The organism is Geodermatophilus amargosae (assembly GCF_041028265.1).
Lineage (GTDB): Bacteria > Actinomycetota > Actinomycetes > Mycobacteriales > Geodermatophilaceae > Geodermatophilus > Geodermatophilus amargosae_A.
In genome coordinates, this window is sequence record NZ_JABGCW010000002.1 from 210,421 (window position 1) to 232,562 (window position 22,142).

At 75.4% G+C, this 22,142-nt stretch carries 19 protein-coding genes; 15 read left to right on the forward strand and 4 right to left on the reverse strand.

Going from position 1 to position 22,142, the window contains the following annotated elements; translation table 11 throughout:
- The first annotated feature begins 187 nt into the window (after positions 1-187).
- Positions 188-1,117 (forward strand): oxygenase MpaB family protein, encoded by a 930-nt coding sequence (locus HLV61_RS01970; protein WP_369252429.1) that lies wholly within the window; start codon positions 188-190, stop codon positions 1,115-1,117.
- Position 1,118: 1 nt separating this feature from the next.
- Here HLV61_RS01970 and valS read toward each other — a convergent pair whose 3' ends face one another.
- The gene (gene valS, locus HLV61_RS01975; protein WP_369252431.1) at positions 1,119-3,704 is read right to left on the reverse strand and encodes a valine--tRNA ligase; all 2,586 of its coding nucleotides are present in this window, start codon (positions 3,702-3,704) and stop codon (positions 1,119-1,121) included.
- Positions 3,705-3,764: 60 nt separating this feature from the next.
- On the opposite strand from valS, the gene HLV61_RS01980 reads away from it, so the two are divergent.
- Together HLV61_RS01980 and HLV61_RS01985 are read left to right on the forward strand one after the other, a co-directional pair.
- Complete coding sequence (locus HLV61_RS01980) at positions 3,765-5,105, forward strand: bifunctional folylpolyglutamate synthase/dihydrofolate synthase (protein WP_369252433.1); 1,341 nt, start codon at positions 3,765-3,767, stop codon at positions 5,103-5,105.
- Complete coding sequence (locus HLV61_RS01985; RefSeq protein WP_369252435.1) at positions 5,102-5,476, forward strand: DUF4233 domain-containing protein; 375 nt, start codon at positions 5,102-5,104, stop codon at positions 5,474-5,476. The genes HLV61_RS01980 and HLV61_RS01985 overlap by 4 nt, the downstream gene beginning before the upstream one ends.
- Positions 5,477-5,505: 29 nt before the next feature.
- Here the strand turns inward: HLV61_RS01985 and HLV61_RS01990 are convergent, their stop codons facing one another.
- Together HLV61_RS01990 and HLV61_RS01995 are read right to left on the reverse strand one after the other, a co-directional pair.
- Positions 5,506-6,042: a Clp protease N-terminal domain-containing protein gene (locus HLV61_RS01990; RefSeq protein WP_369252437.1), complete on the reverse strand. Its 537-nt coding sequence runs from the start codon at positions 6,040-6,042 to the stop codon at positions 5,506-5,508.
- A 1-nt stretch (position 6,043) separates the two neighbouring features.
- Positions 6,044-6,265: a helix-turn-helix domain-containing protein gene (locus tag HLV61_RS01995; RefSeq protein ID WP_093582915.1), complete on the reverse strand. Its 222-nt coding sequence runs from the start codon at positions 6,263-6,265 to the stop codon at positions 6,044-6,046.
- A gap of 73 nt (positions 6,266-6,338) precedes the next feature.
- On the opposite strand from HLV61_RS01995, the gene ndk reads away from it, so the two are divergent.
- Genes ndk through HLV61_RS02015 form a run of 4 tightly spaced genes read left to right on the forward strand, consistent with a single transcriptional unit; the run spans position 6,339 to position 9,355 of the window.
- A complete protein-coding gene (gene ndk, locus HLV61_RS02000) occupies positions 6,339-6,746 on the forward strand; it encodes a nucleoside-diphosphate kinase (protein ID WP_369252439.1) in 408 nt (135 codons plus the stop codon).
- A gap of 47 nt (positions 6,747-6,793) precedes the next feature.
- On the forward strand, positions 6,794-7,747 hold the full coding sequence (locus HLV61_RS02005; RefSeq protein ID WP_369252441.1) for an ABC transporter ATP-binding protein: 954 nt from the start codon (positions 6,794-6,796) through the stop codon (positions 7,745-7,747).
- A 1-nt stretch (position 7,748) separates the two neighbouring features.
- A complete protein-coding gene (locus HLV61_RS02010) occupies positions 7,749-8,525 on the forward strand; it encodes an ABC transporter permease (RefSeq protein ID WP_369252443.1) in 777 nt (258 codons plus the stop codon).
- Positions 8,522-9,355 carry an ABC transporter permease gene (locus HLV61_RS02015; protein WP_369252445.1) on the forward strand — a complete coding sequence of 278 codons (834 nt, stop codon included), beginning with the start codon at positions 8,522-8,524 and terminating at the stop codon, positions 9,353-9,355. Before HLV61_RS02010 ends, HLV61_RS02015 begins: the two co-directional genes overlap by 4 nt.
- Positions 9,356-9,430: 75 nt before the next feature.
- On the opposite strand, the gene HLV61_RS02020 is transcribed toward HLV61_RS02015, so the two are convergent.
- Positions 9,431-11,782 carry a putative bifunctional diguanylate cyclase/phosphodiesterase gene (locus tag HLV61_RS02020; RefSeq protein ID WP_369252447.1) on the reverse strand — a complete coding sequence of 784 codons (2,352 nt, stop codon included), beginning with the start codon at positions 11,780-11,782 and terminating at the stop codon, positions 9,431-9,433.
- A gap of 120 nt (positions 11,783-11,902) precedes the next feature.
- On the opposite strand from HLV61_RS02020, the gene HLV61_RS02025 reads away from it, so the two are divergent.
- From HLV61_RS02025 to def, 8 genes are all read left to right on the forward strand, one after another.
- Entirely contained in the window at positions 11,903-13,831 is a 1,929-nt protein-coding gene (locus HLV61_RS02025) for a TIGR03960 family B12-binding radical SAM protein (RefSeq protein WP_369252449.1), read from the forward strand.
- 16 nt (positions 13,832-13,847) lie between these two features.
- Positions 13,848-14,615, forward strand: a complete 768-nt coding sequence (locus tag HLV61_RS02030) for a TIGR03936 family radical SAM-associated protein (protein WP_369252451.1) — start codon at positions 13,848-13,850, stop codon at positions 14,613-14,615.
- Between the two features lie 294 nt (positions 14,616-14,909).
- Positions 14,910-18,146: an Rne/Rng family ribonuclease gene (locus tag HLV61_RS02035; RefSeq protein WP_369252453.1), complete on the forward strand. Its 3,237-nt coding sequence runs from the start codon at positions 14,910-14,912 to the stop codon at positions 18,144-18,146.
- A gap of 187 nt (positions 18,147-18,333) precedes the next feature.
- Positions 18,334-18,645, forward strand: a complete 312-nt coding sequence (gene rplU, locus HLV61_RS02040) for a 50S ribosomal protein L21 (RefSeq protein ID WP_073419147.1) — start codon at positions 18,334-18,336, stop codon at positions 18,643-18,645.
- 7 nt (positions 18,646-18,652) lie between these two features.
- Complete coding sequence (rpmA, locus tag HLV61_RS02045; protein WP_369252456.1) at positions 18,653-18,919, forward strand: 50S ribosomal protein L27; 267 nt, start codon at positions 18,653-18,655, stop codon at positions 18,917-18,919.
- Positions 18,920-19,011: 92 nt separating this feature from the next.
- Positions 19,012-20,526 (forward strand): GTPase ObgE, encoded by a 1,515-nt coding sequence (gene obgE / locus HLV61_RS02050; protein WP_369252458.1) that lies wholly within the window; start codon positions 19,012-19,014, stop codon positions 20,524-20,526.
- Positions 20,523-21,659, forward strand: a complete 1,137-nt coding sequence (gene proB / locus HLV61_RS02055) for a glutamate 5-kinase (protein WP_369252460.1) — start codon at positions 20,523-20,525, stop codon at positions 21,657-21,659. Before obgE ends, proB begins: the two co-directional genes overlap by 4 nt.
- Positions 21,656-22,138, forward strand: coding sequence for a peptide deformylase (def, locus tag HLV61_RS02060; RefSeq protein WP_369252462.1), 483 nt, complete (start codon positions 21,656-21,658; stop codon positions 22,136-22,138). The genes proB and def overlap by 4 nt, the downstream gene beginning before the upstream one ends.
- Positions 22,139-22,142: the final 4 nt, after the last annotated feature.

The following is a 22,142-nucleotide window of genomic DNA, read 5'->3' on the forward strand; positions in this document are numbered from 1 at the left end:
AACCGGGACGCCCGACGGTCGTCCGCGACGACCTGTGCACAGGCCGACCGCCTGTGGACCGCGGTGATGTGCGGTGGTGGCGCGCGCGGAGGGCAGGACGCGCCACACCTGCACACCACGCCCTCCCGGCCAGGTGCCCCACGGCGTCGGCGGGCCGGGGGAGCGGGGGGCTGGCACAGTCGGGGGAGTGCGCGTGCTGACGTCCCTGCCCGAGGCCGCGCGCGGGGCGTTCCGGGCCCGCGTCTCCGGTGACCCGACCGGCGCGCCCGAGTGGGTCCGCGACATCGCCCGGGTGGGCACCGGCCCCGGCTGGTTCGAGCCCGACGGCGTGGTCTGGCGCGTGCACGGCGACCTGTCCACGCTGGTCGGCGGCGTCGCGGCGCTGCTCGGCCAGGCGGCGCACCCGCTCGCCCTCGCCGGCGTGCAGCGCCACTCGGCCTACCGCGAGGACCCGTGGAAGCGGCTGGCCGGCACCGCGCGCTGGCTGGTGGTCAGCACCTTCGGCTCCGAGGAACTCGCCGAGCGCGAGTCCGCGCGGGTCCGCGGGATGCACGAGACCGTGCGGGGCCGGGTCCGCGGCCGGCCCTACTCCGCGTCGGACCCGGGCCTGCTGCGCTGGGTGCACCTCGCCTTCACCGACGCCTTCCTCGCCGCCCAGCAGGCCGTCGGCCGCGACCTCTCCGCCCGGTACGGCCGCGGCTGGCCCGACGTCTACGTCCGCGAGTGGGCGCGCAGCGCACGGGAGCTCGGCACCACCGACCTCCCGGCCAGCGCCGCCGAGCTGGCAGAGGCGCTGGCCGCGTACCGCTCCCAGCTCGCGCCCGTCCCCGACTCCATGCGCGCCTTCGTCACCGCGCCACCCGGGCTCAGCCCCCCGGAGCGGATCTTCTACCGCGGCCTGGCCGGCGCCGCGGCCCACCTCGTCTCGCCGGCGCTCGCCGGCTGTGCCGGCGTCCCCGGCCGGGGACGCGGCGGGGCCGCCCAGGTCGCCGTCGCCCGCGCCCAGCTGCGCGGGCTGCGCCTCGCGCTGGGCGACCACAGCCCGTCGGAGGAGGCGGCCCGGTGGCGGCTGGGCCTCGGCCCGGCGCCGGGCTGGGCACGGGAGACGGCGGCCTAGCTCAGGCCTCCGCGGGCGGCGCCAGCACGACGTCGACGGTCAGCGGACCGGAGCCGCCGACGACGGTCAGCGCCGCGATGCGCCCTGCGTCGATCAGGTCGGCGCGGCCGGCCTCCAGCAGCGGCACCTGCGCCTCGGGCGCGGTGACCGTCGCCGACTCGACGTCGGCCCGCATCGACACCTTGGCGTCGGACTTGGCCTTGCGGATCCCGGCCAGCGCCGCGGCGACCACGGGCACGACCTCCGGGTCGCCGCCGGCGGGCAGCTCCGCGGCGGCCGGCCACGGCGCGCGGTGCACCGAGCCGCCCTGCCACCAGGACCAGACCTCCTCGGTGACGAACGGCAGCACCGGCGCGAACAGCCGCAGCTGCACCGACAGCGCCAGCGCCAGGGTGGCCTGCGCCGACTCCGCCGCCGCGCCGGTGCCGTAGGCGCGGGACTTCACCAGCTCCACGTAGTCGTCGCAGAACGACCAGAAGAACGCCTCGGTCACCTCGAGCGCGCGCGTGTAGTTGTAGGCCTCCATGGCCGCCGTCGCCTCGTCGACGACCCCGGCCAGCCGGCGCAGCAGCCCGAGGTCGATCGGCTCGGTGACCTGCTCCCCGCTCAGCCCGGCGGTGACCCCGAGGCCCAGCACGAACTTGCCGACGTTGAGGATCTTCATGGCCAGCCGGCGGCCGACCTTCATCTGCGCCTCGTCGAACGGCGAGTCCGCGCCCGGCCGGGCGCCCGCGGCCCGCCACCGGACGGCGTCGGTGCCGTAGCGCTCGAGCACGTCGATCGGCGTGACGACGTTGCCCTTGGACTTCGACATCTTCTTGCGGTCGGGGTCGACGACGAAGCCGGAGATGGTGGCGTGCGTCCACGGCACCGCGCCGAACTCGAAGTGCGAGCGGACGACGGTCGAGAACAGCCAGGTGCGGATGATGTCGTGCGCCTGGGGCCGCTGGTCCATCGGGAAGACGTGGGCGAACAGCTCCGGGTCGGTGTCCCAGCCCGAGGCCACCAGCGGGGACAGCGACGACGTCGCCCAGGTGTCCATGACGTCGGGGTCGGCCACGAACCCGCCGGGCGCGCCGCGCTGCGACTCCTCGAACCCCGGCGGCACGTCCGACGACGGGTCGACCGGGAGGGACTCCTCCGGCGCGAGCAGCGGCGCGGCGTGGTCGGGCTCGCCGGCGTCGTCGAGGCGGTACCAGACCGGGAACGGGACGCCGAAGAACCGCTGGCGGCTGATCAGCCAGTCGCCGTTGAGGCCCTCGACCCAGTTCTCGTAGCGGTGCCGCATGTGCTCGGGCACCCACCGGATCTCCCGGCCGCGGGCGACCAGCGCGTCCCGCAGCTCGGCGTCCCGCCCGCCGTTGCGGATGTACCACTGCCGCGTGGTGACGATCTCCAGCGGCCGGTCGCCCTTCTCGAAGAACTTGACCGGGTGGGTGATCGTCTTCGGCTCGCCGTGCAGGTCGCCGGACTCGCGGAGCATCTCCACGATCCGCTGCTGGGCGCTGAACGCCGTCTTCCCGGCCAGCTCGGCGTAGGGCCCGGCCGGGACGCCGTCGGGGGCCTCGGCCACGAACCGGCCGTCCCAGCCGACCACCGCCCGGGTGGGCAGCTGCAGCTCGCGCCACCAGGTGACGTCGTTGAGGTCGCCGAAGGTGCAGATCATCGCGATGCCCGAGCCCTTGTCCGGCTCGGCCAGGCGGTGGGCCACCACCGGCACCTCGACCTCGAACAGCGGTGTGCGCACCGTCGTCCCGAACAGGGGCCGGTACCGCTCGTCGTCGGGGTGGGCCACCAGCGCGACGCAGGCCGGCAGCAGCTCCGGCCGGGTGGTCTCGATGAAGACCGGGCCGTCGGAGGAGGAGAAGGAGATCCGGTGGTAGGCGCCGGGGCGCTCGCGGTCCTCGAGCTCGGCCTGGGCGACGGCGGTGCGGAAGGTGACGTCCCAGAGGGTGGGTGCCTCCTGGGCGTAGGCCTCGCCGCGGGCCAGGTTGTGCAGGAACATCCGCTGCGCGGTGGCCCGCGAGGTCGCCGAGATCGTCCGGTAGACGTTGGACCAGTCCACCGACAGGCCCACGCGGCGCCACAGCTGCTCGAAGGCGCGCTCGTCCTCCTCGGTCAGCCGCTCGCACAGCTCGACGAAGTTCCGGCGGCTGATCGGCACCTGGTCCTTGCCCGGCCTGTCCGGCGGGGTGAAGGACGGGTCGTGGGGCAGGGCCGGGTCGCAGCGGACGCCGTAGTAGTTCTGCACCCGCCGCTCGGTGGGCAGCCCGTTGTCGTCCCACCCCATCGGGTAGAAGACGTGCCGGCCGCGCATCCGCTGGTAGCGGGCGACGATGTCGGTGTGGGTGTAGCTGAACACGTGGCCCACGTGCAGCGACCCGCTGGCCGTCGGCGGCGGGGTGTCGATGGAGTAGACCTGCTCGCGCGGGGCGGCCAGGGCGGCGGCGCGGTCGAAGGCGTAGGTGTCCTGCTCGGCCCAGCGGGCGACCCAGGAGTCCTCGAGACCGTCGAGGCTCGGCTTCTCGGGTACGCCGGACCCGGCTCCCGGGGTGGTGCTGACCGGGGGAGCGGAGTCGGTGACCATGGCCTCCATCCTAAGAACCCAGCCATCCCAGGAGTCCCCCCGGCTGGCATCCTGGGGAGGATGAGCAGCGACCTGAGCCGCGTGGAGAAGGAGCTGCTGGCCCGCTGGCCGGAGACCCGCCTGGAGCCCTCGCTGGGTCGCATCGCCGCCCTCGTCGACCTGCTCGGCGACCCGCACCGCGCCTACCCGGTGGTGCAGGTCGCCGGCACCAACGGCAAGACGACGACGGCGCGCATGGTCGACGAGCTGCTGCGCGGCTTCGGCCTGCGGGTGGGCCGGTTCACCAGCCCGCACCTGCAGTCGGTGCGCGAGCGGATCGTCCTCGACGGCGAGCCGGTGGACGCCGAGCGCTTCGTCGAGACCTACGACGACATCGCGCCCTACGTGCAGATGGTCGACGCCGCCGGCGAGCACCCGATGAGCTTCTTCGAGGTCATGGTCGGCATGGCCTACGCGACCTTCGCCGAGGCGCCGGTCGACGTCGCCGTCGTCGAGGTCGGCATGGGGGGCACCTGGGACGCCACGAACGTCGTCGACGCGCGGGTCGCCGTCGTCACGCCGGTGGCGATGGACCACGCCGAGTACCTCGGCCCCGACGTCCCCACGATCGCCGGCGAGAAGGCCGGGATCATCAAGGCCGACGCGATCGCCGTCCTCGCCCGCCAGCAGCCGGGGGCGCTCGACGCGCTGGTCCGCCGCGCGGTCGAGGTGGAGGCCGTGGTCGCCCGCGAGGGCACCGAGTTCGGCGTGCTGGACCGCCGGGTCGCCGTCGGCGGGCAGCAGCTGCGCCTGCAGGGGCTGGGGGGCGAGTACGAGGAGCTGTTCCTCCCGCTGTTCGGCGCGCACCAGGCGCAGAACGCCGCCACCGCGCTGGCCGCCGTCGAGGCGTTCCTCGGCGCCGGCGCGGCCACCGGGCCGATCGACCAGGAGACCGTGCAGGCCGCGTTCGCCGCCGTCCGCTCGCCCGGCCGCCTCGAGCGGGTCCGCACCAGCCCGACGGTGCTGGTCGACGCCGCGCACAACCCCGCCGGCATGGCCGCGACCGTGGAGGCGATCCGCGAGTCCTTCGACTTCACCCGGCTGGTCGGGGTCGTCGCGGCGGTGCACGGCAAGGACGTCGAGGGGATGCTGCGCGAGCTGGAGACCGTCTGCGCCGAGCTGGTGGTGACGCAGAACGGCTCGCCGCGGTCGATGCCGGCCGACGAGCTGGGCGCGCTGGCCGTCGACGTGTTCGGCGCCGACCGGGTGAGCGTGTCCCCGCGGCTGCCCGAGGCGCTCACCGAGGCGATCGAGTTGGCCGAGGCCGGTCCCGACGACGCCCTGGGCGGCTCGGGCGTGCTGGTCACCGGCAGTGTCGTCACCGCCGGCGAGGCGCGGACCGTGCTCGGCGGCCGCTCGTGACGGCGCCCGACCCGGTCCGGGCCGGGAGGGCGCTGCGCGGCGCGGCCGCCGCGGTGCTGCTGCTCGAGGGGATCGCGGTGCTGTTCGTCCCGCGGGCCATCGCGCAGACGGCGGGCGGTCTCGACGGGACCCGGCTGACGATCCTGCTCGTGCTGGCCGTCGTCCTGGTCCTGGCCTCGGGGATCCAGCGTCGACCGCGGGGCCTGGAGATCGCCACCGCCCTGCAGGTGCCCCTGCTGCTCACCGGGCTGATCGACTCGTCGATGTGGTTCGTCGGCGGCGTCTTCGTGCTCATCTGGCTCTACCTGCTGCAGGTCCGCAAGGACCTCCTCGGCTCCCCGTTCCGCGAGCCGGCCACACCCGCCGACTGACGCCCGCCGACCGACCGGGCCGAGCGGCCTCAGGCGGCCGACGCGCCGTCGAGCCCCTCCCGGAGCCGGACGACGTCGGTGCCCAGGTGCCGCAGCACCCGCACGACGACCGGGTCGCCGACCGCGAGGACACCGACCACCAGGTGCCCGGTGTCGATGACCCGGTCGCGGCGCCGGCGCGGCTGGGCCAGGACGTGGCGGAGCGCGCCCTCGAGCGCCCGCTTGGCGCCGTCGCCGAACGGGATGTGCCCGGTGCGCCCGAGCGGTGCGCGATCGAGCGCGCCGGCGCCGAAGGCCGACTCCGCCGCGGCGCGCACCTGGTCGAGGTCGATCCCGACGGCGGCCAGGGCGTCGGCGTCCAGCGGCCCGCCGGACCGGGTCAGCGCGTCGCGGGCGGTGGCGTGGTCGAGCCCCACGGACCGCAGGGCCGCCCCGCCGCGGCCGGGGTCGCGGGTGAGCGCGAGCAGCAGGTGCACCGGCTCGATCCGCTCGGCGCACAGGTCGCGGGCCTCCTCCTGGGCCACGACCACCGCGGTGCGGGCCTCGTGGGCGAAGCGTTCGAACACCTCAGACGTCCTTCCTGCTCCGGGCGTGCTTCTTGTGGACGGCCTGCCGGCTGACGCCGAGGGCCCCGGCGATCTGCTGCCACGACCAGCCGCGCGCCCGCGCGTTGCCGACCTGCAGCACCTCGAGGCGCTCGGCCAGCTCGCGCAGCGCCCGGACGGCGCGCAGGCCGGTGTCCGGGTCGTCGGCCGCAGCGGCGGTGGTGACGTCGGTGGGAGTGGCCATGTGTCAACCTTCGTTGACGCCGGACGGATTGTCAACCCGGGTTGACACGCGCCGTCCCGTAGGGTGCCGCCTCGTGACTGATCGCACCCTGGTCCTCGTCAAGCCCGACGGCGTCGCCCGCGGCCTGGTCGGGGAGGTCGTGGCCCGCCTCGAGGCCAAGGGCCTGCGGCTGGTCGCCGCCGAGCTGCGCACCCTGACCCGCGAGGTCGCCGAGGAGCACTACGGCGAGCACCGCGAGAAGCCGTTCTTCGGCTCGCTGGTCGAGTTCATCACCGGCGGCCCGCTGCTCGCCCTCGTCGTCGAGGGGCCGCGGGCGGTCGAGGCATTCCGCGCGCTGGCCGGCGCCACCGACCCGGTGAAGGCCGCGCCCGGCACCATCCGCGGCGACTTCGCCCTCGAGGTGCAGTCCAACATCGTGCACGGCTCGGACTCCGCCGAGTCCGCCGCCCGCGAGGTCGCGCTCTTCTTCCCCTCCCTCTGACGGACCGGCTCGACCCCGCCCCCGGGGCCGGGGAGAGCATGGGGGGCATGGGGGAGCCACTGGTCCGGGCCCGGGGCCTGGTGAAGCGCTTCGGCGGGTACACCGCGGTCGACGGGATCGACGTCGACATCGCGCCGGGCGAGTCCTTCGGCTTCCTCGGGCCCAACGGCGCCGGCAAGAGCACGACCATGCGGATGGTCGGCGCCGTCTCGCCGCCGACGGCGGGGGAGCTGCGGATCCTCGGCATGGACCCCGCCGTCGACGGGCCGGCCATCCGCGCCCGCCTCGGCGTCGTCCCGCAGACCGACAACCTCGACCTCGAGCTCACCGTCGAGGAGAACCTGCTGGTCTACGGCCGGTACTTCGGCCTGCCCCGCGCGACCGTGCGCGAGCGGACCGCGGAGCTCCTGGACTTCGTGCAGCTCACCGACCGCGCGAAGGACCGGGTCGAGCCGCTGTCGGGCGGGATGAAGCGGCGGGTCACCATCGCCCGGGCCCTGGTCAACGAGCCCGACGTCGTCCTGCTCGACGAGCCCACCACCGGCCTGGACCCCCAGGCCCGGCACGTGCTCTGGGAGCGGCTCTACCGGCTCAAGCAGCGGGGCGTCACCCTCGTGCTGACCACGCACTACATGGACGAGGCCGAGCAGCTGTGCGACCGGCTCGTCGTCATGGACCGCGGCCGCATCGCCGCCGAGGGCAGCCCCGCCGAGCTGATCGCCGCCTGGTCCACCCGCGAGGTGTGCGAGCTGCGCTTCCCGCTGACCGAGGGCGGTGCGGGGGCCGCCGCGCACGCCGACGCGCTGGCCCCGCTGGTCGCCCGCGGCGCCGCCGAGCGGGTCGAGGTGCTGCCCGACCGGCTGCTGCTCTACACCGCCGACGGCGACGCGGCGCTCTCGGAGGTCCTCGCCCTCGGGCTGCGGCCGCTGTCGTCCCTGGTCCGGCGCAGCTCGCTGGAGGACGTCTTCCTGCGGCTCACCGGCCGCACGCTGGTGGACTGACGTGGTCCCGTCCCCGGCCGCCCGCTCCTTCCTCGCCCAGCGGCTCACCGCGCACCGGCACTTCTGGCGCAGCAGCGCGCTGGGCAGCGTCCTGGAGCCGGTGCTCTTCCTCGCCGCGATGGGGCTGACCCTGGGCAGCCTGGTCGACCGCGGGCCGGGCGTCCCCGGCGGCGTGGGCTACCTGGCCTTCCTCGCACCCGGCCTGCTGGTGGCCGCGGCCATGCAGACCGCGACCGGCGAGTCGTCCTACCCGGTGCTCGGAGCCCTGAAGTGGGACCGGCTCTACGAGGCGGTGCTCGCCACCCCGGCCCGCCCGGGCGACCTGCTGACCGGCCACCTGCTCTACGTCGCGTTCCGGGTGACGACGTCGGCCGCGGCGTTCCTCGTCGTCCTGGTGCTCTTCGGCGCGGCGGCCGGCCCGCTGGTGGTGCTCACCCTGCCGGTCGCGCTGCTCACCGGGCTGGCCTTCGCCGCCCCGGTCACCGCCATGGCCGCCCGGCTGGAGGAGGACGCCGCGTTCGCCGCGCTGCAGCGGTTCCTCATCGTGCCGATGTTCCTGTTCAGCGGGACGTTCTTCCCGGTCGCGCAGCTGCCCCTGGCGCTGGAGTGGTTCGCCTACGCCACCCCGCTGTGGCACGGCGTCGCGCTGGCCCGGGACCTGGCGCTGGGAACGGCGGAGGCGGGCTCCGCCCTGCGGCACGTGGGCTACCTCGCGCTGTGGACGGCCGCCGGGACCTGGCTGGCCGCCCGGGCGCTGCAGCGGCGGCTGGTCCGGTGACCGGCGTCCCGACGGCGACCCGCCCGGTCTCGCTGCTGCTGCGGGTGGTGCCGCTGTACCCGGTGTCGCCGCGGCGGGCCGGGCAGCTGGTGTACCGGAACCTGCTGGTGGCCCGGCGCAGCTGGGTGGTCTTCGTCTCCGGGTTCGCCGAGCCGTTCTTCTACCTGTTCTCCATCGGCGTCGGGATCGGCGCGATGGTCGGCGACGTGGTCACCGACACCGGCAGCGCGCTGACCTACCAGGAGTTCGTGGCCCCGGCGCTGCTCGCCTCGGCCGCGATGAACGGCGCGATCTACGACGCCGTCTTCAACCTGTTCTTCAAGCTGCGCTACGCCAAGCTCTACGACGCCGTCCTGGCCACGCCGGTGTCGGCCGCCGACGCCGCGGTGGGGGAGACGGTGTGGGCGCTGATGCGCGGCGCCGTCTACTCCACGGCGTTCCTGCTCGTCATGCTCGCGATGGGCCTGGTCGGGTCCTGGTGGGCGCTGCTGGCGCTGCCGGCGGCCGTCCTCATCGGGTTCGCCTTCGCCGCCGTCGGGCTGGCCGCGAGCACCTTCCTGCGCGGCTGGCAGGACTTCGAGTTCGTGCAGGTGGCGATCCTGCCGCTGTTCCTGTTCTCCACGACCTTCTACCCGCTGTCGACCTATCCGCCGCCGCTGCAGGTCGTCGTCGAGTGCACGCCGCTCTACCACGGCATCGAGCTGGTCCGCGGGCTCGTGACCGGCGACGTGCGGTGGGCGCTGCTCGGCTCGGTCGCCCATCTCGCGGTCACGGGCCTGGCCGGGCTGGCGCTGGGCGCCCGCCGGCTGCAGCGGCTGCTGCTCAGGTGAGACATCTCCATCCGATCAGTCGGCCCCCTCGCGGGGACCCGCCGCGAGCTCGCGGGGGGCGAGGGGGTGCTTCGACTAGGCCGCGCCGGGCAGGGGGCGGCCGGCGCGCACCAGCCGCTCGACGGTGGCGGCGGGGACGGGGGAGCCGAACAGGTGCCCCTGGGCGGCGTCGCAGCCCAGGGACCGCAGGGCGGCCAGCTGCGCGGGCTGCTCGACCCCCTCGGCCACGACCTGCAGGCCCAGGCTGTTGCCCAGCGCGATGACGGCGTCGGCCACCGAGCCCGCCGCAGCACCCGCGGTCAGCAGCGCCACCGACGACGGGTCGATCTTCAGCCGGTCCAGCGGCAGGTCCTGCAGCCGCGACAGCGACGACGCACCGGTGCCGAAGTCGTCGATGGCCACGTGCACGCCCAGCGCCCGCACCTCGCGGAGGCCGGCCGCGGCGTCGGGACCGGCGGCCACGGCCTCGGGCACCTCGATCTCCAGCCGGGCGGGGTCCACGCCGGCGTCCCGGGTGGCCGCGGCGATGCTCACGGCGAGGTCGCCGGTGGCCAGCCGGCGCGGCGAGACGTTGACCGCCACGCGCAGCGGCGGCAGGCCGGCGTCGTCCCAGGCGCGCAGCTGGGCGCATGCCTGGCCGATGACCCAGTCGTCGATCTCGCCGATCAGGCCAGTGGCCTCGGCGACCGGGATGAAGCCGGCGGGCTCGACCAGCCCGCGGGTGCCCGACTCCCAGCGCGCCAGCGCCTCGACGCCGGTCACCGCGCCGCTGCGCAGGTCGACCTGCGGCTGGTAGAGCACCCGCAGCTCGCCGGTGCCGACGGCGGCGCGCAGGTCGCGGACGAGCTCGTCCTGGGCGGCGACCTCCTCGCGCATCCCGCGCTCGAACACCCGGACCCGGTCCTTGCCGCCGGCCTTGGCCACGTACATGGCGAGGTCGGCATCGCGCAGCAGGTCGTCGATGCCGCGGCGGTCGGTGGCGCCGGTGAACGTGACGCCGACGCTGCCGCCGACCGTGAACCGCTCACCGCCCCACTCGACCGGCCGGCGCAGCGCGGTGATCAGCCGCTCGGCCACGGGGACGACGTCGCGGCGCCCCTCGACGTCCTCCATGAGCACCACGAACTCGTCGCCGCCGAGCCGGGCGACGGTGTCGGCGGGCCGCACGGAGGACTCCAGCCGCCGGGCGACGGCGACGAGGACGGCGTCGCCCGCCTCGTGCCCGGCGGTGTCGTTGACCGTCTTGAAGTCGTCGAGGTCGAGCAGCAGCACCGCGTGCCGGCGGGCCCGGCGGTCGGCGAGGGCGTGCTCGAGCCGGTCCTGCATGAGCGTCCGGTTGGCCAGCCCGGTGAGCGGGTCGTGCAGCGCCATGCGGGCCAGCTCGCCGGCCTGCCGCTCCAGCTGGGAGGCCGTCGCGCGGGCCTCGGCCTCGTCGCGCTTGCGGCCCGTGATGTCCCGGGTGATGGCCGCGACGCCGGTGGGCGTGCCGTCGTCGCCGCGGATGACCGAGAGCGTGACCAGCGCGTCGAACTCCGAGCCGTCCCGCCGGCGCTGCCGCCGCTCCATCGTGCCGGTGGGCAGCGTGGTGAGGTCCGCGGGCAGCTCCTGCCCGGCCGAGAGCAGGGAGGCGTGCCGGCCGAGGACCTCGTGGGCGGCCCAGCCGTAGAGCCGCTCGGCGCCGGGGTTCCAGGTGGTCACCCGCCCGTCCGGCGTGGCGGTGACCACGGCGTCACCGGTGGTCTGGACGACGGCGGCCAGCCGGGCCAGCTCGTCGCGCTGGGCCGAGAGCGCCGCGGTCCGCTCGGACACCAGCGCCTCGACGTGCTCGCGCCGGTCGTCGAAGTGCTGCCAGGCGACCAGGCAGGCCCAGCTCTCGACCAGCACGAAGGCAGCGTGCAGCAGTGCCATCGGGAGGGCGTCCGACCCGTGCGCGAAGACCCGGTGCGGCAGCAGGCTGCCGAGGACCAGGTGGTGGACGGCGACGAAGGCGACGGCGAGCAGGAACGGGGCGCGCGCCGAGTAGAGGGCGGCCAGGGGAAGCAGCGCGAAGAAGAGGAAGTGCGCTTCCGTGGCGCCGTCGGACAACTGCACGACCACCGCGGCCGTCGTCATCAGCCCCAGTGCGGCGGCCGCGGCGCGGGTGTTGCGGCGGAGCGAGGGCGTCCACGCGGCGAGGGCGAGCAGGGCCGGGGGAGCGGTGTGCAGCGCCGCGGAGGCGAGGTCGTGCCCGCGGACCAGCGCGTACACCGGCACCGCCGCGAGCAGGACCAGCAGCGCCCGGACGACGACGGTGTGGTGGGCGGCCCACTGCTCGGGGCCCATCGCCCGGCCGGGAGGGAGCACCACGGCCGACCAGCCGCGCAGTCGGGTGGGGAGGACGCGTTCCGCGTCCGTCAGCGCGCCGGTGTCCCGGGTCGGCCGGACCATGCTCCCCCTCGGCGACCGCCCCCGTTGGTCACGGTCAGTGTACTTGCGCTCACGCACCGGTGCCGGTCGGCGCAGACGGGGCCCGGGCCGGCCGGGTGGGGCGGCTACCCTGGACCGGTCATGAGCGGAGAGAGCCTGTACCCCCGTCTCGAGCCCCTGCTGGCCCAGGTGCAGAAGCCCATCCAGTACGTCGGCGGCGAGCTGAACGCCCGGGTCAAGGCCTGGGACGACATCGCCGTGCACTGGGCGCTGATGTACCCCGACGCGTACGAGGTGGGGCTGCCCAACCAGGGCCTCATGATCCTCTACGAGGTCCTCAACGAGCGCCCCGACGCCCTGGCCGAGCGCACCTACGCCGTCTGGCCCGACCTCGCTGCCCTGATGCGCGCGAACGGCGTCGGGCAGTTCACCGTCGACGCCCACCGCCCGGTGCGCGACTTCGACGTCCTCGGCGTCAGCTTCGCCACCGAGCTCGGCTACACCAACCTGCTCGAGGCGCTCGACCTCGCCGGGATCCCGCTGCACGCGGTCGACCGCGACGAGACGCACCCCGTCGTCGTCGCCGGCGGGCACGCGGCGTTCAACCCCGAGCCGATCGCCGACTTCGTCGACTGCGCCGTCCTCGGCGACGGCGAGCAGGCCGTCGGCGACGTCACCGACGTGGTCGCGGCGTGGAAGCAGCAGGGCCGGCCCGGCGGGCGCGAGGAGCTGCTCGCCCGCCTCTCCCGCGTCGACGGCGTCTACGTGCCGCGCTTCTACGCCGTCTCCTACGGTCCCCGCGGCGCGATCGCGGCGGTGACCCGCACCCGTGCCGACGTCCCGGCGCGGGTCGGCAAGCGCACCGTCATGGACCTCGACGAGTGGCCCTATCCCAAGACGCCGCTGGTCCCGCTCGCCGAGAGCGTGCACGAGCGGATGAGCGTGGAGATCTTCCGCGGCTGCACCCGCGGCTGCCGGTTCTGCCAGGCCGGGATGATCACCCGCCCGGTCCGCGAGCGCACGATCACCGGCATCGGGTCGATGGTCGACCAGGGCCTGCGCGCGACCGGGTACGAGGAGGTCGGGCTGCTGTCGCTGTCGAGCGCCGACCACTCCGAGATCGGCCAGGTGGCCAAGGAGCTCGCCGACCGCTACGAGGGCACCAACACCGGCCTGTCGCTGCCGTCGACCCGGGTGGACGCCTTCAACGTCACCCTGGCCAACGAGCTGTCCCGCAACGGACGGCGGTCCGGGCTCACCTTCGCCCCCGAGGGCGGCAGCGAGCGGATCCGCCGCGTGATCAACAAGACCGTGTCCAAGGAGGACCTGGTCGCCACCGTCACCACGGCCTACGCCAACGGCTGGACGCAGGTGAAGCTCTACTTCATGTGCGGACTCCCCACGGAGACCGACGAGGACGTGCTGGAGATCGCCGAGCTCGCCGTGGAGGTCATCCGCGCCGGCCGCGAGGCCAGCGGCCGCAAGGACATCCGCTGCACCGTCTCCATCGGCGGCTTCGTGCCCAAGCCGCACACCCCGTTCCAGTGGGCCGCCCAGGCCAGCGCCGAGACCATCGACCACCGGTTGAGGGTCCTGCGGCAGGCGATCAACGCCGACCGGCGGATCGGCCGCTCCATCGGCCTGCGCTACCACGACGGCAAGCCCGGCGTGATCGAGGGACTGCTCTCCCGCGGCGACCGCCGGGTGGGCCGGGTCATCGAGCGGGTCTGGCGCGAGGGCGGCCGGTTCGACGGCTGGAGCGAGCACTTCTCCTTCGAGCGGTGGACCGCCGCGGCCGCGGCGGAGCTGGCTCCCCTCGGCGTCGACCTGGACTGGTTCACCACCCGCGAGCGCACCCAGGACGAGGTCCTGCCCTGGGACCACCTGGACTCGGGGCTGGACAAGGAGTGGCTCTGGGACGACTGGCAGGACGCGCTGTCGGAGGAGGAGGTCGCCGACTGCCGGTGGACGCCCTGCTACGACTGCGGCGTCTGCCCGACGAACGGCACCGAGATCCAGATCGGGCCCACCGGGCGCAGCCTGCTGCCGCTCACCGTCGTCGGTCGCTGAGGCCGGAGGACACGCCATGGCCCGCTCCCCGGACGGCCCGCCCCCGCCGCCGACCGTGCAGAAGCTGCGGCTGCGCTACGCCAAGCGCGGCCCGCTGCGGTTCGCCTCCCACCGCGACCTCGCCCGCGCCTTGGAGCGGGCGCTGCGCCGCGCGCGGGTGCCGATGGCCTACTCCGCCGGCTTCACGCCGCACCCGAAGATCAGCTACGTCGGCGCCGCGCCGACCGGGGCGGCCAGCGAGGCCGAGTACCTGGAGATCGGCCTCGCCCAGCGGTGCGACCCCGAGGCCGTGCGGACCGCCCTGGACGACTCGCTGCCCCCGGGCATCGACGTCGTCGAGTGCGTGGAGGCTGCCGAGGGCGGCGGGTCGCTGGCCGACCGCATCGACGCCACCCGGTGGCGCGTCGAGCTGCCCGGCATCGAGCCGGCGGAGCTGGAGTCGGCCGTGGCCGCCCTCCTCGCCGCCGGGGAGGTCACCGTGGCCAAGCGCACCAAGAACGGGCTCCGCGACGTCGACGCCCGCGCTCCGATCGCGTCCGCGTCCGCGGGCGGGGCGGCAGGATGTGCCATACTGCACGTGGTCGTCCGGCAGGTGACGCCCGCTGTTCGACCCGACGACGTGGTGGCCGCTCTCGCTGCCGTCGCCGACCTGCGCCCGCCGTCGCCCCCACGGGCCGTGCGTGAGGCGCAGGGCCGGCTCGACGACAGCGGGACCGTGGCCGATCCGCTCGGTCCCGACCGTGCGGCGCGCGCCCGCTGCCAGGGGGAGCACGCCGCCGTCTGACCGGGGAGCCCGGCCGCTCCCGCGCCGTCGAGCGACACGGCTGCCAGACGTGCCGCCCCGGAAGGGCACCACCCGAGACCATCCGCACCACCGCACCACCTGCAGTCCGCACCACCTGCAGTCCGGCCCCGGCCGCGGCGACCGCCGCGCGGGACCGACCCCAGACTTCGCGAGCCGGACTCGCCGCCGTACCCCGAGCGGCCGCCCGGTCCGCCCAACCCGTGCACCTGCGCGGCTGCTCGTCCCCTGCTGGGGGATCGGCGCCCGGGAGCACCACACAGGAGGCGAGCCCTCGTGGCCGACCAGGACGACGACACGACCAGCGACATCCCCACTCCCGAGGACGCGGGCGCGGGCACCGTCGCGCTCCCGCCCGGCGACGCGCCGGTCGAGGAGGTGCTGAGGGGGGACGCGGCGACGGGGGAGACCCCCGACGGGGAGCCGGCGGAGACGGCCGTGGCCGAGCTCCGGACCCAGGAACCGGAGGACGAGCCCGAGGAGGAGCCGGGCCGGTCGCCCTTCGGGGCCCAGTTCAGCTCCCCGGAGCCGACGGCGGTCATCGCCCGGCCCCGCCGCCGCGCCACCCGCCCGGCCGGCGCGGCCGACCCCGGCACCGTCGAACCGCTGCCGCCGGTCACCGCCCCGGTCACCCCGGCCTTCATCACCTTCGTGGCCCCCGAGGCCGAGGTGGCGCCCGCCCCGCGCCGGCGCAGCCGCCGGCCGGTGGCCGAGTCGCCCGACGTCGAGGACGTCGCCGCGCCGGTCGAGGACGACGAGGAGACCCCGGCGCCGCGCTCGCGCCGCGGCCGGTCGCGCCGGCGCGGCGGGCCCGCCGAGGACCGGGCCGACGAGCAGGTCGCGGACGAGCCGGTCGCCGTCGACGAGGACGTCGACGAGGACGTCGACGAGGACACCGCCGACGACGACACCACCGACGACACCGCCGACGACACCACCGACGAGGACGCGGCCGAGGACGCCGACCGCGACGACGCCGGCAGCAGCCGCCGTCGTCGGCGCGGGCGCCGCGGACGCGGCCGGGGCCGCAACGGGGACGAGTCCGCCGACGCCGACGCCGACGCCGAGGTCGAGGACGACGCCGGCGAGCGCGCCTCCGCCGCGGGCACGTCCGAGGACCGGACTGCCGACGACGAGGACGACGAGGACGCCGACACCGGCGAGGACACCGAGGGCGAGGACGGTGCCGAGGGCGGGTCGAGCACCCGCCGCCGCCGTCGCCGTCGCCGCCGCGGCGGTGAGGCCGCCGAGACCACTCCCGAGGACGACGACGACCGCCCGGAGCGCGCCGGCCGCAACGGCCGCAGCACCAGCGACGACGACGTCCGCGGCGTCGCCGGCTCCACCCGCCTGGAGGCCAAGCGCCAGCGCCGCCGCGAGGGCCGTGACACCGGCCGCCGCCGCGCGCCGATCCTGACCGAGGCCGAGTTCCTCGCCCGCCGCGAGGCGGTCGACCGCCGCATGGTCATCCGCCAGCGCGGCGAGCGCACCCAGATCGCCGTCCTCGAGGACGGCGTGCTGGTCGAGCACTACGTCACCCAGGCGCAGGCGACGTCCTTCGCCGGCAACGTCTACCTCGGCCGCGTGCAGAACGTGCTGCCCAGCATGGAGGCGGCCTTCGTCGACATCGGCAAGGGCCGCAACGCCGTCCTCTACGCCGGTGAGGTCAACTGGGAGGCCGCCGGCCTGTCCGGCAAGCAGCGCTCGATCGAGCAGGCGCTCAAGTCCGGTGACAAGGTGCTGGTGCAGGTCACCAAGGACCCGATCGGGCACAAGGGCGCGCGGCTGACCCAGCAGGTCAACCTGCCCGGCCGCTTCCTGGTCTACGTGCCCGGCGGCTCGATGACCGGCATCAGCCGCAAGCTGCCCGACACCGAGCGCCAGCGGCTCAAGGACGTCCTGAAGAAGATCGTCCCCGAGGACGCCGGCGTGATCATCCGGACCGCCGCGGAGGGCGCCTCGGAGGAGGAGCTCACCCGCGACGTCGCCCGGCTGCAGGCGCAGTGGGAGGTCATCGAGCAGAGGTCGCAGTCCTCCAGCAACGCCCCGTCGCTGCTCTACGGCGAGCCCGACCTCGCCATCCGCGTCATCCGCGACGTGTTCAACGAGGACTTCAGCGAGCTCGTCGTCCAGGGCGACGACGCCTGGGACACCGTCGAGGCCTACGTCGCGCACGTCTCCCCGGAGCTGTCCGGGCGGCTGACCCGGCACACCGGCGAGGGCGACGTCTTCCGCGACCTGCGCGTCGACGAGCAGCTGGCCAAGGCGCTGGACCGCAAGGTGTGGCTGCCCTCGGGCGGCTCGCTGGTGATCGACCGCACCGAGGCGATGACCGTCGTCGACGTCAACACCGGCAAGTTCACCGGCTCGGGCGGCAACCTCGAGCAGACCGTCACGCGCAACAACATGGAGGCGGCCGAGGAGATCGTCCGCCAGCTCCGGCTGCGCGACGTCGGCGGCATCATCGTCATCGACTTCATCGACATGGTGCTCGAGAGCAACCGCGACCTGGTGCTGCGCCGGCTCACCGAGTGCCTGGGCCGCGACCGCACCAAGCACCAGGTGGCCGAGGTGACCTCGCTGGGCCTGGTGCAGATGACCCGCAAGCGCGTCGGGCAGGGCCTGCTCGAGGTGTTCTCCGAGCCGTGCGAGCACTGCCGCGGCCGGGGCGTCCTGGTCAGCACCGACCCGGTCGACGACCGCCGTCGCGGCGGGAACGGCTCCGGCCCGGGCTCGGGCCCAGGTGGGCAGGGGTCCGGTGGGCAGGGGTCCGGCGGGCAGGGCTCCGGTGGCCGGCGTGACCAGAACGGCCGCAAGGACGCCGAGCGCAGGGACGCCGAGCGGGCCGAGGTCGAGGCCGCGGCGCCCGACACCGGTCCCGAGGCGGCTCCGGCCGGCGAGGGCGACGGGCAGCGCTCCGGCGGGGGCCGGCGCAACCGGGGCCGCCGCAACCGCGGCCAGTCCGGTGAGGAGCGTGCGGCCGAGGACGCCGCGGTGCTCGCCGCCGCCGCCGTCCCCGACCCGGCCGAGGACGACACGGCCGCCGACGACGCCGCCGAGGTCGAGGTGACGGTCCAGTACGGGTCCGAGGTCCAGGGCGCGGAGGTCACCGAGCCGGAGGAGGCCCCGCAGCCGGAGGCCCCCCAGCCCGAGGCCCCCCAGTCCGAGGAGCCGGCTCGGGAGGACGACGCGCAGGCCGACCCCGCCCTGCTGGTCGCAGACATCCCGGTCCCGGTGGAGGCCCCGTCCGTGGAGACTCCGTCCGTCGAGGCCCCGTCCGTGGTGGCCCCGTCCGCCCAGCCGTCCGTCGCCGATCCCGAGGGGGACGTCATGACCGAGCCCGATGCCGCGGCCGAGCCCGAGGTGCCCGCGGGTGCGGGTCCCGACGACCCGGCCCCGGCCGCCGACCCCGAGGCGCCGGCCGCCGACGACGGCACCGGCACCGCGGTCGGCGGGGCGCGCCCGCGCCGTCGCCGCGCCGCCAGCCGCCCCGCCGGCCCGCCGGCCAGCTGAGCCCTCCGGGCGGCCGGGACCGCGTTCGACCCGGTCCCGGCCGCTCGGGTACGCTGGACGGGTTGCACCGCCCCGGACCGGACCCCGGTCCCGCAGAGGCGGTGCGGCCCGTCCAGCACCCGGCGCCCGCGCCGGGGTGCGCGCAGGACGCATCGCGGGACAGACAGCAGCGATCGAGGAGTCAGTGGTGTACGCAGTCGTGAAGGCCGGTGGCCGGCAGCACAAGGTGGCCGTGGGCGACCGGTTCACGGTCAACCGTCTCGCGGGTGAGGCGGGCGACTCCGTCACCCTCCCGGCCCTGCTCCTGGTCGACGGCGACACCGTCACCAGCGACGCGCAGGCGCTGGCCGGCGTGACCGTGACCGGCGAGATCGTCGGCCACGGCAAGGGCCCGAAGATCCGCATCCACAAGTTCAAGAACAAGACGGGCTACCACAAGCGTCAGGGCCACCGTCAGCCGCTGACCGACGTGGTCGTCCGCGACATCACGAAGGGCTGACGACGACATGGCACACAAGAAGGGCGCCTCGTCCTCCCGCAACGGCCGCGACTCGAACGCCCAGCGCCTCGGCGTGAAGCGCTTCGGCGGCCAGGTCGTCAAGGCCGGCGAGATCATCGTGCGCCAGCGCGGCACCCACTTCCACCCGGGTCTGGGCGTCGGCCGCGGCGGCGACGACACGCTGTTCGCGCTGGCTCCCGGTGCGGTCACCTTCGGCACCCGGCGTGGTCGCAAGACCGTCTCGATCACCGCGCCCGCGGCCGTCGAGGCCTGAGGAACCACCACACACGTACCGCCACGAGCGCACGGGCCGTCCGGCCCGTGCGCTCGTCGGCGTTGAGCAGGCAGTGAGCAGGTAGAGCAGAGATGGCCGCGTTCGTCGACCGGGTCGTCGTGCACGTCGCCGCAGGCAACGGCGGCCACGGCGTCTCGTCCGTGCACCGCGAGAAGTACAAGCCCCTCGGTGGCCCCGACGGCGGCAACGGCGGCGACGGCGGCGACGTCGTCCTCGAGGTGGACCCCAGCGTCCACACGCTGCTGGACTTCCACCACCGTCCGCACCAGCGCGCCGCCAACGGCCGCCCCGGCGCCGGCAGCAACCGGCACGGGGCCAACGGCGAGGACCGCGTCCTGCGCGTCCCGGAGGGCACGGTCGTCAGCGTCGGCGGCGAGGTCGTCGCCGACCTCGTCGGCGCCGGCACCCGCGTCGTGCTCGCCTCCGGCGGCCGCGGCGGGCTGGGCAACGCCGCGCTGGCCAACCCCCGCCGCAAGGCGCCCGGCTTCGCGCTGCTCGGCGAGCCCGGGGAGTCCTTCGACGCCGTCCTCGAGCTCAAGAGCGTCGCCGACGTCGGCCTGGTCGGGTTCCCCTCGGCGGGCAAGTCCTCGCTGATCGCGGCGATGTCCGCGGCCCGGCCCAAGATCGCCGACTACCCCTTCACCACGCTGGTGCCCAACCTCGGCGTGATCCGCGCCGGCGACGTCGTCTTCACGATGGCCGACGTCCCGGGGCTCATCCCGGGCGCGGCCACCGGGAAGGGGCTGGGGCTGCAGTTCCTCCGGCACGTCGAGCGCTGCGCGGTGCTGGTGCACGTCGTCGACATGGCCACGCTCGAGCCCGGCCGCGACCCCGAGAGCGACATCGACGCCCTCACGCACGAGCTGGCGGAATACGGCGGCGACGAGCTCGACCTGGTCGGCCGGCTGCGGGTCGCCGTGCTCAACAAGATCGACGTCCCGGACGGGCGGGAGCTGGTCGACCTCGTGCGGCCGGCGCTGGAGGCCCGCGGCCTGCAGGTGTTCGCCGTCAGCGCCGCCACGGGGGAGGGCCTGACCGAGCTCGGCTACGCGCTGGCCGCCGCCGTCGCGGAGTACCGCGCAGCCCTGCCGGCGCCCGAGGCCACCCGGGTCACGCTCACGCCTCGCGCCGTCGACGACTCCGGGTTCACCGTCACCCACGACCCCGACGAGGAGACCTTCGTCGTCCGCGGCGTGAAGCCCGAGCGCTGGGTGCGGCAGACCGACTTCACCAACGACGAGGCGGTCGGCTACCTCGCCGACCGGCTCAACCGTCTCGGGGTGGAGGACGAGCTGGCGAAGCTCGGCGCGCAGGAGGGCGACACGGTCGTCATCGGCGACGTCGCCTTCGACTTCCAGCCCAGCCTGCCCGCCGGCACGCCGATGGCCGAGGAGACCGCGGGCCTCGGCGGCCGCGGCACCGACAGCCGTGTCGACGCACCGCACCGCGTGCGCGCGGCCGAGCGGCTGGCGGCGAAGAAGGCCCGCCGGCTGCCCTACGAGACGGCCGAGACCTGGTCCGACGAGGACCTGCCCGGCGACGACCCCCCCGGGGACGGGGACGCTCCCGCGGACGACGACGCGTGAGCGCCCGTCCGCAGGTCGGCGGCGCCGGCCGCGTGGTGGTGAAGGTGGGGTCCTCCTCGCTCACCACGCTGCCCGGCGGGCTGGACGCCGCCCGGCTCACCGCGCTGGTCGACGTCCTCGCCGCGGTGCGGGCGCAGGGCCGCGAGGTGGTCCTGGTCTCCTCCGGCGCGATCGCCGCGGGCCTGGCCCCGCTCGGCGTCGAGGGCCGGCCGCGCGACCTCGCGACGGCGCAGGCCGCGGCCAGCGTGGGCCAGCTGCGGTTGGTGCAGACCTACGCCGACGCCTTCGACCGCCACGGCGTCACCGTCGGGCAGGTGCTGCTGACCGCCGACGACCTCACCCGCCGCGGCCACTACCGCAACGCCCGCCAGACGCTGGAGCGGCTGCTCACCCTCGGCGTGCTCCCGATCGTCAACGAGAACGACACGGTCGCCACCGAGGAGATCCGGTTCGGCGACAACGACCGGCTGGCCGCCCTCGTCGCGCACGTGGCCGCCGCCGACGCGCTGGTGCTGCTCTCCGACGTCGACGGCGTCTACGACGGCGACCCGCGCACCGGCCCGGCGCAGCTCCTCGACACCGTCCGCGGCACCGGCGACCTGGCCGCGGTCGCCCTCGGCACCGCCCGGCGCAACGGCGTCGGCACCGGCGGCATGGCCACGAAGGTCGAGGCGGCGTTCATCGCGTCGGGCGCCGGCGTGCCCGTCGTCGTCACCTCGACCCCGCAGGCCGCCGCGGCGCTGGCCGGGGAACGGGTCGGCACGCTGTTCGAGCCCTCGGGCCGCCGTCCCTCCGGCCGGCAGTTCTGGCTGCGCTACGCCAGCCGCCCGCGCGGGCGGCTGGTCCTCGACGACGGCGCGGTGCGGGCGGTCCGCGAGCGGCACGCCTCGCTGCTGGCCGCGGGCGTCACCGCCGTCCACGGCGACTTCCTGGCCGACGACCCGGTCGAGCTGGTCGGGCCCGACGGCACCGTCGTGGCCCGCGGGCTGGTCGCCTACGACGCCCGCGAGCTGCCGGCGCTGCTGGGGCGGCGCACGCCCGACCTCGACCCGGAGTACCGGCGCGAGGTCGTGCACCGCGACGAGATGGTGCTGGTCGGGCGCGCGCGGACGGCTGGGAGACTGCCCGGGTGACGATCCGCCCCATCCGCGAGCTCGGTGACCCCGTGCTCCGCACGCCCGCCGACGAGGTGCGGGCCTTCGACAAGGACCTGGCCGCCCTGGTGCGCGACCTCGAGGAGACCGTCGACCACCCCGGCCGCGCCGGGCTGGCCGCTCCGCAGATCGGGGTGAGCGCCCGGGTCTTCAGCTACAACGTCGACGGCGAGATCGGCCACCTGGTCAACCCGCGGATCGTCGAGCTGTCCGAGGAGACGCAGGACGGCGACGAGGGCTGCCTGTCCATCCCGGGCCTGTGGGCGCCCACCGTGCGGGCGATGGAGGCCGTCGTCGAGGGGTTCGACGTCCACGGGGAGCCGCTGCGGCTGTCGGGCACCGGGCTGATGGCGCGCTGCCTGCAGCACGAGGTCGACCACCTCGACGGCAAGGTCTTCCTCGACCGGCTCACCGGCGAGTCCCGCAAGACGGCGCTGCGGGCCCTGCGCGCCCGCTGAGCCG

What these genes read in the sequence shown, in the direction of transcription:
- valS (WP_369252431.1), bottom strand. Translation starts at nt 3,704, where the DNA reads ATGGTCACCGACTCCGCTCCCCCGGTCAGCACCACCCCGGGAGCCGGG.
- HLV61_RS01980 (WP_369252433.1), top strand. Translation starts at nt 3,765, where the DNA reads ATGAGCAGCGACCTGAGCCGCGTGGAGAAGGAGCTGCTGGCCCGCTGG.
- HLV61_RS01995 (WP_093582915.1), bottom strand. Translation starts at nt 6,265, where the DNA reads ATGGCCACTCCCACCGACGTCACCACCGCCGCTGCGGCCGACGACCCG.
- HLV61_RS02005 (WP_369252441.1), top strand. Translation starts at nt 6,794, where the DNA reads ATGGGGGAGCCACTGGTCCGGGCCCGGGGCCTGGTGAAGCGCTTCGGC.
- HLV61_RS02020 (WP_369252447.1), bottom strand. Translation starts at nt 11,782, where the DNA reads ATGGTCCGGCCGACCCGGGACACCGGCGCGCTGACGGACGCGGAACGC.
- HLV61_RS02025 (WP_369252449.1), top strand. Translation starts at nt 11,903, where the DNA reads ATGAGCGGAGAGAGCCTGTACCCCCGTCTCGAGCCCCTGCTGGCCCAG.
- HLV61_RS02030 (WP_369252451.1), top strand. Translation starts at nt 13,848, where the DNA reads ATGGCCCGCTCCCCGGACGGCCCGCCCCCGCCGCCGACCGTGCAGAAG.
- rpmA (WP_369252456.1), top strand. Translation starts at nt 18,653, where the DNA reads ATGGCACACAAGAAGGGCGCCTCGTCCTCCCGCAACGGCCGCGACTCG.
- obgE (WP_369252458.1), top strand. Translation starts at nt 19,012, where the DNA reads ATGGCCGCGTTCGTCGACCGGGTCGTCGTGCACGTCGCCGCAGGCAAC.